The sequence below is a fragment of the Paludibaculum fermentans genome (genome assembly GCF_051172195.1).
GTDB classification, from domain to species: domain Bacteria; phylum Acidobacteriota; class Terriglobia; order Bryobacterales; family Bryobacteraceae; genus Paludibaculum; species Paludibaculum fermentans_A.
On sequence record NZ_JBPJAQ010000004.1, the window covers coordinates 39,192 to 56,091 of the forward strand.

Consider the following 16,900-nt stretch of genomic DNA (forward strand, 5'->3'; position numbering starts at 1 on the left):
TTCACTGCTTCCTGCGAGCCGAGTAGAGATCCTGCAGTTCCAGCCGCAGTTTGGCCAGCGCCCGGGCCATATGCGCCTTTACGGTCCCTACATCCAAGTCCAGAATCTCCGCAATCTCGTCCAACCCTCTGTCTTCATAGTGACGCAAAGTGAAGACGGCCCGCTGCCGGTCAGACAAATTCCCTAGAGCGGCCTGCAAACGCACTCCAATCTCTCCGGCGAATAGCTGAGCTTCGGCATCCGGGGATGACGAGGCCGCCATGTTCAGGATCAACTCTTCGTCTTCCTGGTTCGGGCGCTTCCGCCAGAACTGCCAACGGCGTGAGCGGAGCTTGTCGAGGCAGGTATTCACCGCGATCCGGGTCAGCCACTTGGCTGAGTCGTCGATGGGAACTTCCTGTTTCTGCAGGGCTTTGTAAGCTTTGAAGAAGACGTCCTGGGTGGCCGAATCCGCTTCGTCCGCCTCACCAAGCATGCGCTGGCACAGCAGGAACACGCGACGTTGCTCGGACAGCATCCATCCAGCAAAGTCGGAGCCTGCTTGCGTGGCGCCGGCTGAGGCGACGAGTTGGTCTGCCATCGAGCCCATCCTAACCCGAAAGACGAGGGTTTCTTGCGGAAGGTTTACATCTTCAATGAATTCCTTCAGATTCCTTCGGCGACTGGGCTGGAGATGGGGGCTGGCATGGTCAGGCGCGACGGCGTTTTGCTAGACTCCTGATCGATGAACTACTTGCTGCTTTTGGCCATTGGGCTGGTGGCCGGTGTCCTGGGAGGGATGTTCGGCATTGGTGGGGGCTTGGTGATTATCCCAGGCTTGATCTTCCTGTTGAAGATGGAACAGTTTGATGCGCTGGGCACCTGCCTGGCCGCGCTGATCCCACCAGTCGGGTTCCTGGGCGCGTACGAGTATTACCGCCAGGGACACATGAACATGAAGTATGCGGCACTGATCGCGGCCGGACTGTTTGTGGGCTTCTACTTCGGCGCCCGCATTACCCTGGGCCTTTCGCCGGTAATTGCGCGCCGCGGCTACGCGGTATTCCTGGTTCTGGTCGCCGCCCAGATGTTATTGACGGATAAGTAGTTCTAGGCCGTGCGAGCTTCTTTGGACTTCAGCAGGCGCGAGTTTTGCGACCGCTCGTCACCGGAGATAGAGCGCGTGCTGAAGATCGAGCATTGCTTGGCCAGACTCTTCATATCGCTGCCCTCTTCCACCACCATCTCGTGCTCAACCCAGTTGCTGAGGGGGATGTTCCTGAAGAACAACCGCTCCTGCAACACGAGGGCCTTACGGTTGACGAACATGGACTTGTTCTCGCGCATGTAATGGCGCTCTTCCACGCGGAAGTCGGCCAGAAACTGGTCGAACGCCTTGCGCATGGTGGACTCCTCAGCCGTTTTCACCTTTTCTTCGATGAGCTTTTCCTGATTCTTGATCACTGCACGGGCTTCGGCGAGGCTTTCCCGTTCCTTGGAAACGGCTACCTCGAGTTTGGCCTGCATGATGTAGAAGCTCAACAGCGCGCTGCCGGCGGCGATGAAGAGCGGAAGGAGGATCCAAAGCATGGCGGTCATAGTGACTCTCTTGCAATGTATCGGACGCGCCGCGCCCAGGCTTTATAGCCGCAATCTAAGTTATTTGCCTTACTGCGTTGGGTCGAGTTTCGAACCGGAGAGAATCGAGAAGGCCAAGCCCAGCTTCAGGGAACCCAAGGCGGAGAAGAAGCACTTTAATTTGAAAGAGATACCGGCCCCAAAGCCGCTGTGCTTAGCGATGAAGGCAGAAGCCCCTGACACGCGATCGGCCGTATAGAGCTGCTCATCTTCGACCGGTCTCGACGAGGGATTCAGCACGACGAAGGTCTGTTGCGAGACTAGAATCTGCTTGCCGGCGTTGCGGATCTGCCAGCAGACCTCCAGCAGGCTCCAGTGCTCGGAGAACCGCTTTTCGTCCAGATAGTTCATCCCGGCGAGGAACGATTTGCGGACGATCATGGCCTCTTCATCCACCGCTTCGGCCACGCCATTCTGTGGAACGACACGAGGCAAAGGCGTGCCTCGCAGGCTGGCCTCGGCCAAGGCTTCCGGAGTGGGCAGGCTGAACGAATTCACGATCGTGGTACCGGAGGCATCGCGGAGCTGTGGCGCGGCGGCGGTGACGGCATCGGTCGCCTCAAGGGCAGCGGCCAGGATACTCACCGTTTCGGGCTGCACTTCGACATTCGGGTCAAGAAAGAAAATGAGGTCCGATTGTGCGGTCCGCATTCCGATATTGCGGGCGCGGGTACGGCCAAAATTGCGCGGCAGACGCAGCATCTGGATGCCCGGGAAGTCGGCGTCGATGCGCGGACAGCCATCCCGGCTGCCAGCATCCACTACCAGAACTTCAATGTTTGCACGATCTTGTGACGCATCCAACGCAGTCAGGCAGCGACGCAGGGCCGCCTCGCACTCGTAAGCAACGATGACGACGGAGACTTTCGGCCGGGCTGGCGATTCTTGCTGTGAGACTACCTGGGACACCAGTGGAGATCATAGCGCACGCAGGGGTCCCAACGGACCACCTTATGCCTGAAACTAATCGATGAGCCCTTTGCGGACCGCGAAGCGTACCAGTTCACCGGTGGAATGGAGGTTGAGCTTCTCCATGATGCGGCCACGGTGAGCGTCGACTGTATAGACACTGAGCTTGAGAACGGTCGCGATCTCCTTGTTGGTCTTGCCCTCGGCGATCAACTGCAGCACTTCCCGCTCGCGCGAGGTGAGCAAGTCGATCGGATCCGTCACGTGCTGTCGGTAATCGGTCAGCACGGCATCGGCGATGGCCGGCGACAGGTAACCTTCCCCGCGGGCGATGGCCCTGACGGCTGCCAGCAAATCGGCATCAATGGCATCCTTCAGTAGATAGCCGCGTGCGCCGGCCCTCAGGATCTCGCGGACATAAACTGCGTCCTTGTGCATGGAGAGTGCCAGCACACGCGTCCTGGGAGAACTCTCCATGAGACGCCGGGTGGCTTCGATCCCGTTCAGTTCCGGCATGGCGACGTCCATGACGACGACGTCAGGAGAAAGAGTCGTGGCCCGCTCAATCGCTTCCCGGCCGTTGGAGGCTTCGCCCACAATTTCCATGTCGGCCTGGGATTCCAGGATGCGGCGAAAGCCTTGCCGGACCACACTGTGGTCGTCGGCCAGGAGAATACTGATCTTTTTCGAGGTCATAGGTACACCCAGGAACGCCGCAGGCTACTCCAACCGTTCAGCAAACGGGAAGCTGGCCAGGATCGCGACGCCCTGATTGGGTGCGGTCTCCACCTTCAATTCTCCCCCAGCGCTGCGTGCCCGCGCTCGCATGCCCACCAGTCCCAATCCCCGGCTGTGCTTTTCGCCATCCGAAACCACGCCGCGGCCGTTATCCGCGATGCGGAGTTCGATCTGCCCCCCCGGGTTCGCCAGCGAGACCTCGACCTTGGTGGCCTTGGAGTGCCGCGCCACATTGGTCAATGCCTCCTGCGCGATGCGGAAGATGTGGGTTTCGGTTTCGTCGGCCACGCGCCCATCAAAGGTGGAGCTGTATTCCACATTGACTCCGGTGCGCTGCTGGAAACGGTCGCAGAGCCAACGCAGCCCCGCATCCAGTCCGAAGTCGTCCAGGATGGTCGGCCTGAGGAGCTGTGACAATTCGCGGACATTCACGATGGCGGCATCGACCAAATGCAGACAGTCGTCCACTTGCGCGCGCCCGCCGTTGGCGTGGTCGAGGATCGTAACGAGATTTGCCTTAACGGCCGTCAGCGACTGCCCAAGTTCGTCGTGCAACTCATGCGAGAAGCGTCTTGCCGTCGTCTCCTGCTTCTCCAGGAGATTCCAGGACACCCGGCTCAACTCGCCGGTCTGCCACTCCAACTGCCGGATGAGGTTCACCGTCAGTTTCACCGTATAGATGGCGCAGGCCAAAGCCAGCAGGAGACCGGCGCCGAGGAGAATCGACGATTCCCTCAGCAGCCGTTCGGAGATGCTCTCCAACTGCTGTTTCAGTTCAACTGAGCGCCGGGACTGGACCTCGACGAGCTTATCGACCAGCGCCAGTACATTCTGATGGGCGGCCATCAATTGGCGCAGGGGACGCGCCTTGCCCGATTCGTCACTGAGGATGCCGCGCGCCTCCGTCGAGTAGTGAGTAACCGCCTTGTAAAGGTCCTGCCAAAGGGCCTGGGCCGGCTCGTCCGCGGCATCGGCGGCGATGCTCTCGATGTCACGGTCTGAGGCTTCCAACTGGCTGAGGAGTTGCTGGCGGTCCAAGTTCTCAGGCTGCTTGGCGAAGCCCGCGAAGATGGCATTGATTGCTCGCTGTTCGCGCAGCACGGCATCCAACAGATCCTGGATGCGAACCTGTTCTTCCAGCAGTTCGGCCGTGGTGGACCGGATACTACTAATGCTGCGGACACCCAGCAGCCCCGCCGCAAGCAGCAGCAGGATCACCAGAGCAAATCCGGCCAGGACCACCCGGCTGATGGCCTTCTGGGTGACCGGACGCACGAGGGCGGACGAGATGTTGTCCGGCTCCGATGCGCGCGCCAAGATTTTAGTTGCCCCCCTCACATTAAGCATGCGCGATTCCACGCTCAGGATATATCCCCTGTACGGGCTATATCTCGCAACGGATCGAAGGGGCACTGAATTGCATTCATCCGGTGCAGACCGATACCGCCCGTTCGGTATATCTTCCGGTCACGCTTCGATTTGGGGTTAAAAATCCCGAGACTTCGGGATAGGAGGCGGTATGCCAGCCACGGGATACTGGGGAAAAGTGAAAGCAACCATAGGCATTGTGTGCTGCGGCGCCTTTCTGGGATTAACCGCTCTGGCACAGGAACAAGCTCCTGCTGCGCCCGGCCAACCGGTACCCGCGGCGCTGACAATTGATCAGGCAGTGGATGAGGCCCTGCGGAACAACCTCGACCTGATGGCCGAGAAACAGAATGTACCGGTGGCCAAGGCGCGCGAGATCACGGCAGCCCTGCGCCCTAATCCCACAGTTTCCTTCACCTGGGATTACCTGGACTGGCTGCGCCGCGGACTCACGCCGCAGAACAGTGCCGGTCCTTCTGAATTCAGCCCGCAATTCAATTACATCTGGGAACGCGGAGGCAAGCGCGAGCGTCGCGTGGATCTGGCTACGGCGGTGACCTCTGTGGCCGAGCTCCGCCTGCTCGACACCATGCGTCAACTGGGCCTGGCCGTACGCCTCGCCTGTGTCGACTTCCTGCTGGCCCGCGAGAACGTCGACCTCGCCCAGCAGAATCTAAAGGTTTTCAACGACATAGTCCGTGTGAACGAGGCCAAGGTCAACGCCGGGGACCTGGCTGGCGTCGAACTGATTCGGACCCGTGTCGCACAACAACAGCTGGAGAACTCGGTCGCCCAGGCCAACCTCAAACTCCAGACAGCCCGCAACACGATCCAGCAACTGCTGGGGCGCAATGCCAACCGGGTTGGTTTCGAAGTCACGGGCGCGCTGCGCAGCGACGACATTGTCATGGCCCTCGAGGAGATGAAAAAGCAGGCGCTGGCACAGCGGCCCGACCTGCTGGCCACCCGCAAAGACACCGACCGTGCGAAAGCCGACGCCAACCTGCAGCACGCGATGGGCAAACCAGACCTCACCACGGGGCTGCTGTATCACAACCAGTACGGCTACTCGAACGGGCGCACCTTCGGGGTGTTCCTGAGCATGCCCCTACCCATTTATGACCGGAACCAGGGCGAGGTGGCCCGGGCACAACGGGAGATGACCCAGACCCAGTACCGGGCCAAAGCCCTGGAAAGCGCCATCTCGACCGAGGTGGAAAACACCTGGCAGCAGTACAACACGGCCAAGGGACTGCTCGATCGCATCCGCGGCGAGCTCTTGAACCAGGCCAGGCAGGTTCGCGACATCACCGAATTCAGTTACCGCCGGGGTGAAGCCTCGCTGCTGGAATTCCTCGATGCCGAGCGCACCTATAACGACACAATGCAAAGCTACAACGACGCAAGGGCCGACTACACACGCAGTCTGTTCCTCATCGACGCTGTCACCGGGAAGTCGGTAAATCCATGAGAATCATCGCAGCACTCCTGATGGCCGGACTGTTGGCCGCCTGCTCCAAGAAGCAGGAAGAGGCCCAGGCCGCGGCTCCAGCACCCCAGATCAGACCAGGCGAAGTAACACTGCCCGCCGACTCCCCGAAGCTGAAACAGATCAAAGTCGAATCTGTCCAGACAGCCCAGGTCCCGCTGGACGAGGTGGACGCGCCAGGTAAGTTGGAAGTCAATCCCAACCGCGTCTCACGCGTCGTCACGCCCGTGGCCGGCCGCATCACCCAGGTCTTCGTGAAACTGGGTGACGCCGTGAAAGAAGGCCAGCCCGTAGCCGCCATCGAGAGCCCCGACGCCGACGTCGCCATCTCCGCCTACCTGCAGGCCGATTCGAACCTCGGCCAGATGAAGGCCAACCTGCTGAAAGCGCAGGCCGATTTCGAACGCAATCGCGACCTCCTGGAACACCAGGCCGTCGCCCGCAAGGAACTGCTGAACGCCGAGAATGCCCTTGCTCAAGCCAAGTCGCAGGTGGAGCAGGCCGTCGCCGGCCGGGAACAGTCCCTCCGCCGCCTCGACATCCTGGGACTGAAGGCCGGCGAGTTCGGCCAGAAGATCACGCTGCGCGCACCGGTGTCCGGCAAAGTACTGGAGATGAATGTCGTGCAGGGTGAATTCCGCAACGACACGAATCAGCCGCTGCTGACTGTGGCTGATCTCAGTACGGTCTGGGTCGCGTCCGATGTGCCGGAAACCGCCATCCGCTTCATCAAGGTGGGCGAGATGCTGGATATTGAGCTCAGCGCCTATCCGAACGAGCATTTCCGCGCCGCGGTCCGCCGTATCGCCGATAGCGTCGACCCCACCACGCGCACCGTCAAGGTTCGCGCCGAACTGCAGAATCCGTCCGGCCGCCTGCTGCCCGAGATGTTCGGCCGCGTGCGCCATGTCGAGACCATGTCTTCCATGGCGGCCATCCCGGCTCCAGCCATCCTGCAGGGGCAGAACGGAAGCTTCGTGTATCGTGAGACGGCGCCCGGACGCTTCCAGCAGACCCCCATCCAGACCGGCAGTCGCGCCGGCGACCTCATTGGCGTACCCACAGGCCTCAAGATCGGCGACCGCATTGTCACCGACGGTGTGATGTTGCTCAAAGGCAACTAGAGGAGACGCCGCTTTGATCGCAAAACTTCTCCGTTTCGCCCTGAAGCAACGCTTCATCACCCTCGTGCTGGGCCTGATCCTGGTGGCCGCCGGCATCTGGGCCTACCAGCAGCTCAAGATCGAGGCCTATCCGGATATTTCCGACACGCAGGTCGTCGTCATCTCCCTCTATCCCGGCCGCGCGGCCGAGGAGGTGGAGCAGCAGGTCACCGTACCCCTGGAACGGGCGCTCAACAGCGTGCCCAACGTCATCGCGCGCCGTTCCCGCACCATCTTCGGCCTGTCTGTAGTCGAACTTACATTCGCCTACGGTGTGAACGACTATTTCGCCCGCCAGGTAGTGCTCGAAAAACTTCGCGACGCCAACCTTCCGCCCAATGTCTCGCCCTCTCTCGGGCCTCTCTCCACGCCGATTGGAGAGCTCTACCGTTACTCGCTCGAAGGCCCCGGCTATGACGCCATGCAGTTGCGCGAACTGCAGGACTGGGTGATTACGCCCCGCTTCCTGCAGGTGCAGGGCGTGGCCGACGTCACCCCCTTCGGCGGCCTGATCCGTCAATACCAGGTTGAGATCGACCCGCTGGCCCTGGCTAAATACGGCCTCACCGTCGCCCAGGTGGCCCAGGCCATCGACGCCAACAACCAAAACGCCGGCGGAGCCCTGCTCGACAACCATCAGCAGGCGATGGTGATCCGCGGTGTCGGCCAGGTCAAGGCCCTCTCCGACGTGGAGAGCATTGTAATCAGCGCCTCCAAAGGCGTGCCCATCTTCGTCCGCGACGTGGGCCATGTCCAGTTCGGCGCCCCCTTGCCCACCGGCATCTTCGGCGTGAACGATAAGACCAACGGCGTCGAAGGCATTGTGCTCATGCGCCGCGGTGAGAATCCAAGCGACGTGCTGAAAGGCATTGGCGATGCCGTGGACGAGCTGAACTCCACGCGGCTGCCACAGGGCGTCAGCATCAAGCCCATCTACGATCGCACGGACCTCGTCAACAATACGCTCGGCACCGTCACCCACACGCTGCTTGAAGGCCTCGTCATCGTCGTCACGGTGCTGTTCCTGTTCCTGGGCAGCGTGCGCGCCGCCCTGTTGACCGCCATCACCATCCCGCTGTCGCTGATGTTCGCGTTCGTGTGCATGCAGTTCTCGGGCATCCCCGCCAACCTGCTTTCTCTCGGCGCGCTCGACTTCGGCATCATCGTGGACGGCACCCTGGTCATGGTGGAGCACGTCGTCCACATGCTGGGCGAACGCAAGCGCGCCGGCCTGCTGGGCGAACGCGACGGGGTCGTTGGAGCGATCCGCGACGCGGCCCTGGAGATGGAGCGCCCCATCTTCTTCTCGCTGCTCATCATCATCTCCGCCTACATCCCCCTGTTCACGCTCGAGCGCGTGGAACGCCGCCTGTTCACACCGATGGCGTTCACCATCTGCTATGCGCTGTTCGGCTCCATGCTCATCGCGTTGACGCTCATCCCGGTGCTGGCCACCTATCTGTTCAAGAACGGCGCAAAAGACTGGGAGAACCCGGTGCTTACCTGGCTGGGCAAGGTGTACCGCCGCGCCCTCGAAGCCACGATGGCCCGCCCGAAGGCTACCGTCGGACTGTCGGTCCTGGTGGTGGCGGCCTCGTTTGTCCTCTCCCTGGCACTTGGCTCGGAGTTCCTGCCGCAGCTCGACGAAGGCGTCATCTGGGTCCGCGCCACACTGGCGCCCGGCATCTCGATCGAGAAATCGGCCCAGGTGGCAGGACAGTTGCGTACGATCCTTCACAGTTTCCCCGAGGTGAAGACCGTTAGCTCACAGAGCGGACGCAACGATTCGGGCACGGACCCCTATGGCGCCAATCGCAACGAGGTCTTCGTCGCTCTCCAGCCCTACGACTCCTGGACCACCGGCCGCAACAAAGCGTCGCTCATCGACGCCATGTCGCAACGCCTGCGCAACGAGGTCCCAGGTGCGTCTTTCAGCTTCACCCAGCCCATCATCGACAACGTGACCGAGGCCGTCACCGGCTCCGCCGCCGACCTCGCCGTCATCTTCACCGGCACCGACCTCGCGGAACTGCGTTCACTGGCCGGCGAAACCCTGGCCGTCATCCGCAAAGTGCCGGGTGCGGCCGATTCCGCCATTGAACAGGAAGAAGATCAGCCACAACTCCGTATTCAGATCGATCGCCAGGCTGTGGCGCGTTATGGCATCAATGTGCGCGACATCCAGGACATGATCGAAATGGCGATTGGGGGCCGCGCCGTGAGCACGGTTTTTGAAGGCGAGCGGGTCTTCGACGTCACCGTGCGCTTCATCCCGGAGGCGCGCAAGGACGCCCATGTGATCGGCGAAATCCTCATCCCCACGCGCGACGGCGGACGGGTACCGCTTTCGCAACTGGCCCGCATCGATGTCGTCAACGGCGCCAGCATCATCGCCCGCCGCGAGAACCGCCGCCAGATCACGGTCCGCACCAACATCCGGGGCCGGGACCAGGGCAGCTTTGTGGCCGACGCCCAGGCCCGCTTCAATAAGGCGATCCACCTGCCCCCCGGCTACGATGTCGACTGGGGCGGGCAGTTTGAAAATCTCACCCGCGCCAAGCGCCGGCTCACGTTCATCATGCCGGTGACCGTGGCCGTCATCTTCGCGCTGCTGTTCTGGACCTTCGGATCGCCCGTCTACGCGGGGCTGGTCCTGATGAATGTACCCTTCTCGCTGGTGGGCGGCATCATCTTTTTGTACATGCGCGGCATCAACCTCAGCGTCTCCAGCGCCGTTGGGTTTATCAGCCTGTTCGGCGTGGCCGTGATGAGCGGCGTGCTGGTAGTGGCGGAGATCAACCGCCGGCGCCGGTCCGATCCGGAACTGGGCGTGCGCGATGCCGTCGTCCAGGGCGCGCTGGCGCAGATGCGGCCGGTGCTCATGATGATCGTGGTAGCCTTGCTGGGCATGGTCCCCGCCGCTCGCGCCACCGGCATTGGAAGCGACATCCAAAGGCCGTTGGCCACGGTGGTTGTGGGTGGTTTGCTATCCACCCTGCTACTCACCTTGTTGGCTCTGCCCAGTCTGTATCTGCTCGTGTCGGGATCCGACAAACCAAAGGAAGTCGTGGAGGCTGAATGAAGCTGCTGGTCATCTTCCTAGCGGAGACCGAAACGTACGGTGATATTCCGCTCTATGAAGCGCTGGTGCGCAAACTCAACCAGAAGGGGATTCAGGGCGCCAGTGTCCTGCGCGGCGTGATGGGCTTCGGCAAAGACCATCACGTCCACCGCGGCCGGCTCTTCGGAGTCTCCGACGACCGGCCGGTCATGATCGTTTCCGCCGATTTGGAAGCAAATCTGCGAAGCGTCGTGCCCAGCCTGCGCAAACTGGCGCCCTCGGCGCCCATACTGCTGCTGGACGCCGAGCAATTGTAGACGGGCGGCCTATTCGGCCAGGATGTTGATCTCGCCAATTCCGCCCTTGACGCTCAAGCGGATGGTGGCCTTCGACTTCCCATTCGACTCGCTCACCCAACGGTCGCCGTCTTTGTGGAGGCCGCGCACATTGATGGAGCCGATGCCACCGTGCGCCTCGGCCACGACGCCCACATCCGGCGGCAGATGTACGGTCGCCTCGCCGACCCCGCCTTCAATGCGGACCTCATAGTCCCGCAGCGGCTTGCCGCGCAGGTCCATATCGACAGAACCCGCGCCCATTTGCACTTCTACGCTGCGCAGCGTCAGGTCGCGGAGGTTGAGCTTGTTCTCGCCAGCCCCGCAGTGTATGCGGAGGTCGAGTGGCACATCGTTCGCCAGCTTCAGGTCCCAGATGTTCTTGATGTCTCCGAAAGTGCCTTTGCCGCCGCCCTGCCGCACGGTCAGCCTGCCGCGGAAGCCCGAATCGTCATACACCACTTCCGGCTTCCAGGATGGGACGTTGTAAGTAAACTCGCCGTCGAAAAGCTCCCGGGAGCCGCCGCTCAGGTTGAGCTCTCCGGCGCCGATGTTGAGATCGGCCACCACGATTTCGGCCTTCGCCGCGCGGGACCGTTCGATGATCTTCGTGTCGCGGACCGTCTCTCCGGTACCCTTGCTGTTAATGTCGATGGAACAGCCTGCCGACGCCAGGACAGCGGCGAACAGGCCTACCCGGTATGCGGGCAATGTCATGGAATCCCTCCACTGCCAATCGGATACGAAAATCAACTTACGGTAGTTCCGTTATTCACTGCACCGGATGCAGCACCAGGCGCTCCAGATTGATGGTGCCGCCGGCCTTGGTATCCAGCTTCACACGCACTTCCGTCGCGCCCTGCTTCAGCTCCATCTCGCCCAGCGTCTGTGATTTGAAAACCCAGTCGCCGCCTGAGTTGATCGAGGCGCCCACAAGCTTCGCCGCGCCGGCTTCCACAGTGAACGGCGTCCCTGCCTTCCTCGACGCATAGAACGCTTCCACGCGGTAACGGCCCGCCTTGGGCGCTTCCAACTTCCAATACGGCACGTCCTTGTCGCGCGTCCACCGGGTCAAATACACATGCCCCAGCGCATTCTCCTTTTTCGCCCTCTGCTCGAACTCAGTCTCGATTTCGCACGACTCCACACCCAGGCTGATCAGCCCCTTCGCATCTGGCCGGTTGGCGAACGGCACCGTCACCGGAGCCCCATCGAGCGTCAACTCCACCACACTCGCAATCTCATCCGGAGCCGTGGCCGGTAAAGTCAGCAGGATATCATCCCCGTCGCGCTTCGACAGGACTTTGCGCGACGGATCGGCCAACATCCTTGCCGAGTGCACCAGATTCCGCAAACCCGCCACCCGCAGCAACCCGTCCTTGGGCCAGTCGAAGATGTGTAGATACAGCTTGTTGCCCTTGGTGGTCGCACGCCCGAAAAACGACATCCGCTCGAACGGGCTCGCCGTGGTGTCGTAGATCGACTCCTGGTTCACCTTCATCCAGCGGCCCATGGCATTCAGCCGAGTGACGAACTCGTCCTGAATCGTGCCATCCGGCTTCGGTCCCACATTGAGCAGCAAGTTGCCGCCCTTGCTGACCACCTCCACAAGCATGCGGATCAGGTCGCGATCGGTTTTGAACTCGGTCTCGTACTTGTTGTAGCCCCATGAGTCGTTGTTGATGGTGACGCACGCTTCCCACAGGATCGGCTTCCCGCTGGGGTCTTTGAAACCAGTGGCCGGGACATACTGCTCCGGCGTACCGAAGTCGGCCTTATTGCCAGGCTTGCGCTCGTACAGGCGGTCGTTGATGAGCGTATTCGGCTGCAGGCCGCGGATGAAGTCGTACACCTCGTCATCACGCTTCGCCTCGGCCAGTGTATGCTCCCACTCGCCGTCGAACCAGATCATCGCGACGTCGCCGTAGCCTGTCAGCAGTTCCTTGATCTGGGCCTTCATGAAGTCGATGTATCGGTTGTTGTCGCCACCCTCCTTGTAGTTCTTCGGGTACTCCCAGGAACGGCGCGGCCGGTAGTCAGGATGGTGCCAATCCATGATGGAGTGGTAGAAGCCCAGCCGCATGTCCTTTTTCTTCGCCGCCGCCGCCAGTTGCTTCAGCGGATCGCCCGCATAAGGAGTCATCTCCACGTCATAGCCGCTCACCTGGCTGCGGAAGATGCTGAAACCGTCGTGATGCTTCGAGGTAATCACCATGTACTTCGCCCCGGCGTTTTTGGCCAGGTCCACCCAGGTGTCCGCGTTGAACTTCACCGGATTGAATTGCCTGGCATATACGTCGTACTCCGCCTGCGGGATCTGCGCCATCGTCCGGATCCACTCGTGGCGGCCGATCACCGAGTAGGCCCCCCAGTGAATGAACATCCCGAACTTGGCTTCGCGGAACCAGCGCGTGCGTTCTTCCGCCGAAAGCGGCGGCTGGGAAGGTTGGGCGAAGGACACCAGGGTGGCGGCCAGAAGGGTGAGGGCGGCGGTGGAGGCAATCTTCATGCTGGAAGGTATTCTATCGCCCACTGCGATAGCATGGAATTTCCAGGTACATTGCATGCGGAACGTCATTATCATCGGCTCAGGCTGCGCGGGCAACACCGCGGCTATCTACACCGCCAGAGCGGGCTTGACGCCCCTGGTGATCTCCGGCCATGAGCCCGGCGGCCAGCTTTCCATTACCACCGAGGTGGAGAACTTCCCGGGCTTTCCGGAAGGCATCATGGGCCCGCAGCTCGTTGAAAACATGAAGCAGCAGGCCATCCGCTTCGGCGCCGAGTACATTTCCGGCAAAGTCGAAGAAGCCGACCTCTCCCAACGCCCCTTCCGCCTCAAGATCGACGAGGAGTGGCACGAGTGCCGCACGCTGATCGTCGCCTCGGGCGCTTCAGCCCGCTGGCTGGGCCTGCCCAATGAGCAGAAACTGATCGGACACGGTGTCAGCTCCTGCGCGACCTGCGACGGTTTCTTCTATAAGGGCAAGAAGATCATTGTGATCGGCGGTGGCGATTCCGCCATGGAGGAGGCCAACTTCCTCACCCGGTTCGGCGACGAAGTCACGCTCATCCACCGCCGCGAGGAGTTCCGCGCCTCGAAGATCATGCTCGACCGCTGCAAGGCCAACCCAAAGATCAAGTGGCTGACCAACACCATCGTCGAGGATGTGCTCGACGCCGAGAAGGGCTACGTCGACGCAGTCAAGCTGAAGAACACCAAAACCGGCGAATCCTGGACTCAGGAGGTCGACGGCTTCTTCCTCGCCATCGGCCATATCCCGAACACCCAGCCCTTCGTCGGCCAGCTCGATCTTGACGAGGACGGCTACATTATCAGCCATGGCGGCGCCCGCACCAACATCACCGGCGTCTTCCATGCCGGCGATGTGGAAGACCGCACTTACCGCCAGGCCATCACCGCCTCCGGTGCAGGCTGCAAAGCGGCTATCGAAGCTGAGCGATTCCTGGAAGCCGAAGGCCACTAAGCCCCTCAGCAATACGAAGGCGGTTCGTTCATGACGCGGTTGTCGCACCTGCGCTGGCTGGAAGCCGAGAGTATACACATCCTGAGGGAAACGGCCGCTGAGTTCCAGCGGCCCATCCTGCTCTACTCCATCGGCAAAGATTCGTCGGTGCTCGTCCGCCTCGCCCAGAAGGCCTTTCACCCCGCACCCGTCCCCTTCCCCCTGCTGCATGTAGACACCGGCTACAAGTTTGGCGAGATGATCGAATTCCGCGACCGGTTCTGCCGCGAGCAGGGCCTGGATCTTCGCGTGCACCGCGCCCAGGAGCACATTGACGCACCAGTCGATCCGTTCCGCCTGGGAACATCCCGCTGTTGTGCCCAGCTCAAAACGCGCGCTTTGCTCGAAGCGCTGCGAGCGCTCGATGCGGATGCGGCCATAGGAGGCGCGCGGCGCGAAGAGGAGAAATCCCGCGCCAAGGAGCGCATCTTCTCCCACCGCGATGCCGCCGGGCAATGGGATCCGCGCAACCAGCGTCCCGAGCTCTGGAACCTCTTCAACGGCCGTGTGGATAAAGGCCAGAGCATGCGCGTGTTCCCGCTCTCCAACTGGACCGAAATCGACGTCTGGGAATACATTGAAGCCGAGCAGATTCCCGTCGTCCCCCTCTACTTCGCCAAACCCCGGCCCGTCGTCGTGCGAAGCGGCGCGCTGATCCCGTCGGAGCATGACCTCGAACTGCTCCCCGGCGAGCAGGTGGAGTATCGGCAGTGCCGCATGCGATCTCTCGGGTGCACCTTTTGCACCGGCGCTGTGGAATCCGCGGCGACGACCGTCGGCGAGATCATTGCAGAACTTCGCGCCACCCGCCACTCCGAGCGCCAGAACCGCGCTATCGATCATGACCAGGAAGGCTCCATGGAATTGAAGAAGCGCGAGGGCTACTTCTAGCCATGGAATCCACACTGCTCCGTTTCACGGCCATCGGCAGCGTCGACGATGGCAAGTCCACGCTGATTGGCCGCCTGCTGCACGACCAGAGCGCTGTCTACGACGACCAGCTCGACTCCATACGGCGCGTATCCCGTGAAGGCCTCGACCTGTCGCTCATCACGGATGGGCTGCGCGCGGAGCGTGAGCAGGGCATCACCATCGACGTCGCCTACCGCTACTTCTCCACGCCGCGCCGCCGCTTCATCATTGCCGATACCCCGGGGCACGAACAGTACACCCGCAACATGGTTACGGGCTCCAGCACTGCGGACGTCGCGGTCGTCCTGATCGACGCCCGGTTGGGTGTTCTGCCCCAGACCCTCCGCCACACCTACCTGTCCTGGCTGCTCGGCATCCGCCGCATCTGTGTGGCCGTCAACAAGATGGATGCGGTCGATTTCCAGCAGGAAGTCTTCGAAGCCATTCGTGCCGCCCTGCTCGAAAAGGCCGCCGAACTTCCTTTGGTCGAACTCGTTTTTCTGCCGGTCTCCGCGCTGCAGGGCGACAATGTCGTTCGTCGCGGCGCCAGCATGCCATGGTTCGAGGGGCCAACGCTTCTGGAATATCTCGAAACCGTCCAGCCTGCCCCGGCCATCCTCTCCGGCCTGCGCTTGCCCCTGCAAACTGTCCTGCGCGGCGCCGATAGTGATCGCTTCTATGCCGGCCAGCTTTCAGGTGGGGCCGTCCAACCTGGCGACCAGGTCCTACTGTTACCCTCCGGCAAATCGGGACGCATCGCCGCAGTGAGGCTGCGTGATGAGGCGCTCTCCACCGCCGCCACGCCGATGTCGATCTCCGTCTCACTCGACGGCCACGTCGACCTGGCTCGCGGCGATATGATCGTCGACCCGCTGCACCCGCCAACCTCCACCCGCCACCTCAAGGCGATCCTGTTCTGGATGAGTTCAGACCCGCTAGACACGGGCAAGGCATACCTGCTGAAGCACACGACGCAGACCGTCTGCGCCGAAATTGCAGCCGTGGAGGCCTCCCTGGACGTGGCCACTCTGCGCTTTGAGCCGAGCTCCGTGCTTGGGTTGAACGACATCGCGCGAGTCAAGATAGAAACTCAACGCCCGCTCTTCTGCGACCCGTACGCCGCCAACCGCGCCACCGGCAGTTTCATCCTGGTCGATCCAGTCAGCAACGGCACCATCGCTGCCGGCATCATCGAGGCGGCCGAACAGCCCGCCGGCCCGTCCTCACTCAGCCGCCCCGGCGATCACGAGGGTGGCGTGCTGTGGCTGACCGGCCTGAGTTCGTCCGGCAAGAGTACCCTTGCTGTCGTCATACACCAGCGCCTGAAGGACCTCGGGTACCGCGTCGAGATGCTCGACGGCGATATCGTCCGGAAGCACCTTTCCAAAGGCCTCGGCTTCAGCAAAGAAGACCGCGACGAGAATATCCGCCGCATCGGCTTTGTTGCGGAACTGCTGGCCCGCAACGGCATCGTCGCTATTGTCTCGGCCATCTCGCCCTATCGCGCCATCCGCAACGAGGTGCGCGCCCGCATCTCAAACTTCGTCGAGATCTATGTGAATGCGCCGCTTGATGTGTGCGAGCAGCGGGACGTCAAAGGACTCTACCGCAGGGCCCGCACGGGAGAACTCAAAGGCATGACCGGGATCGACGACCCCTACGAGCCGCCGGCCGATCCTGAGGTGGAGTGCCGCACCGACCTCAATTCTGTGGAGTCCTGCGTCAGTCAGGTGTTCCGCTACGCCGTCAACCGTCTGGGCGGCCACTACGCCTGACCGCGT

At 61.8% G+C, this 16,900-nt stretch carries 15 protein-coding genes; 8 read left to right on the forward strand and 7 right to left on the reverse strand.

What is annotated here, in order from left to right; translation table 11 throughout:
• Window position 1: 1 nt before the first annotated feature.
• Window positions 2-580 carry an RNA polymerase sigma factor gene (locus ACR9Y2_RS36960; RefSeq protein WP_435046938.1) on the reverse strand — a complete coding sequence of 193 codons (579 nt, stop codon included), beginning with the start codon at window positions 578-580 and terminating at the stop codon, window positions 2-4.
• A 144-nt stretch (window positions 581-724) separates the two neighbouring features.
• Here ACR9Y2_RS36960 and ACR9Y2_RS36965 point away from each other — a divergent pair, with 144 nt between their 5' ends.
• Complete coding sequence (locus ACR9Y2_RS36965) at window positions 725-1,087, forward strand: TSUP family transporter (protein ID WP_435046939.1); 363 nt, start codon at window positions 725-727, stop codon at window positions 1,085-1,087.
• Window positions 1,088-1,089: 2 nt separating this feature from the next.
• Here ACR9Y2_RS36965 and ACR9Y2_RS36970 read toward each other — a convergent pair whose 3' ends face one another.
• The 4 genes from ACR9Y2_RS36970 to ACR9Y2_RS36985 form a co-directional block, all read right to left on the reverse strand.
• A complete protein-coding gene (locus ACR9Y2_RS36970; protein WP_194446644.1) occupies window positions 1,090-1,578 on the reverse strand; it encodes a hypothetical protein in 489 nt (162 codons plus the stop codon).
• A gap of 69 nt (window positions 1,579-1,647) precedes the next feature.
• Window positions 1,648-2,526, reverse strand: coding sequence for a glycosyltransferase family 2 protein (locus tag ACR9Y2_RS36975; RefSeq protein WP_435046940.1), 879 nt, complete (start codon window positions 2,524-2,526; stop codon window positions 1,648-1,650).
• Between the two features lie 54 nt (window positions 2,527-2,580).
• Window positions 2,581-3,222, reverse strand: a complete 642-nt coding sequence (locus ACR9Y2_RS36980; protein WP_435046941.1) for a response regulator — start codon at window positions 3,220-3,222, stop codon at window positions 2,581-2,583.
• A gap of 24 nt (window positions 3,223-3,246) precedes the next feature.
• A complete protein-coding gene (locus ACR9Y2_RS36985) occupies window positions 3,247-4,581 on the reverse strand; it encodes a sensor histidine kinase (protein ID WP_435046942.1) in 1,335 nt (444 codons plus the stop codon).
• A 229-nt stretch (window positions 4,582-4,810) separates the two neighbouring features.
• On the opposite strand from ACR9Y2_RS36985, the gene ACR9Y2_RS36990 reads away from it, so the two are divergent.
• From ACR9Y2_RS36990 to ACR9Y2_RS37005, 4 genes are read left to right on the forward strand one after another with little or no spacing between them, the layout of a single operon-like run.
• On the forward strand, window positions 4,811-6,103 hold the full coding sequence (locus ACR9Y2_RS36990; RefSeq protein ID WP_435046943.1) for a TolC family protein: 1,293 nt from the start codon (window positions 4,811-4,813) through the stop codon (window positions 6,101-6,103).
• Window positions 6,100-7,245 carry an efflux RND transporter periplasmic adaptor subunit gene (locus ACR9Y2_RS36995; RefSeq protein ID WP_435046944.1) on the forward strand — a complete coding sequence of 382 codons (1,146 nt, stop codon included), beginning with the start codon at window positions 6,100-6,102 and terminating at the stop codon, window positions 7,243-7,245. The genes ACR9Y2_RS36990 and ACR9Y2_RS36995 overlap by 4 nt, the downstream gene beginning before the upstream one ends.
• Before the next feature lie 13 nt (window positions 7,246-7,258).
• Complete coding sequence (locus ACR9Y2_RS37000; RefSeq protein WP_435046945.1) at window positions 7,259-10,366, forward strand: efflux RND transporter permease subunit; 3,108 nt, start codon at window positions 7,259-7,261, stop codon at window positions 10,364-10,366.
• On the forward strand, window positions 10,363-10,662 hold the full coding sequence (locus tag ACR9Y2_RS37005; RefSeq protein ID WP_435046946.1) for a DUF190 domain-containing protein: 300 nt from the start codon (window positions 10,363-10,365) through the stop codon (window positions 10,660-10,662). The genes ACR9Y2_RS37000 and ACR9Y2_RS37005 overlap by 4 nt, the downstream gene beginning before the upstream one ends.
• Window positions 10,663-10,671: 9 nt before the next feature.
• On the opposite strand, the gene ACR9Y2_RS37010 is transcribed toward ACR9Y2_RS37005, so the two are convergent.
• The gene (locus ACR9Y2_RS37010) at window positions 10,672-11,397 is read right to left on the reverse strand and encodes a toast rack family protein (protein WP_435046947.1); all 726 of its coding nucleotides are present in this window, start codon (window positions 11,395-11,397) and stop codon (window positions 10,672-10,674) included.
• Between the two features lie 55 nt (window positions 11,398-11,452).
• Complete coding sequence (locus tag ACR9Y2_RS37015; RefSeq protein ID WP_435046948.1) at window positions 11,453-13,189, reverse strand: alpha-L-fucosidase; 1,737 nt, start codon at window positions 13,187-13,189, stop codon at window positions 11,453-11,455.
• Between the two features lie 55 nt (window positions 13,190-13,244).
• Here ACR9Y2_RS37015 and trxB point away from each other — a divergent pair, with 55 nt between their 5' ends.
• Genes trxB through cysC form a run of 3 tightly spaced genes read left to right on the forward strand, consistent with a single transcriptional unit; the run spans window position 13,245 to window position 16,894 of the window.
• Window positions 13,245-14,168 carry a thioredoxin-disulfide reductase gene (gene trxB / locus ACR9Y2_RS37020; protein WP_435046949.1) on the forward strand — a complete coding sequence of 308 codons (924 nt, stop codon included), beginning with the start codon at window positions 13,245-13,247 and terminating at the stop codon, window positions 14,166-14,168.
• A gap of 30 nt (window positions 14,169-14,198) precedes the next feature.
• The gene (gene cysD / locus ACR9Y2_RS37025; protein WP_435046950.1) at window positions 14,199-15,098 is read left to right on the forward strand and encodes a sulfate adenylyltransferase subunit CysD; all 900 of its coding nucleotides are present in this window, start codon (window positions 14,199-14,201) and stop codon (window positions 15,096-15,098) included.
• 2 nt (window positions 15,099-15,100) lie between these two features.
• On the forward strand, window positions 15,101-16,894 hold the full coding sequence (cysC, locus tag ACR9Y2_RS37030; RefSeq protein WP_435046951.1) for an adenylyl-sulfate kinase: 1,794 nt from the start codon (window positions 15,101-15,103) through the stop codon (window positions 16,892-16,894).
• Window positions 16,895-16,900: the final 6 nt, after the last annotated feature.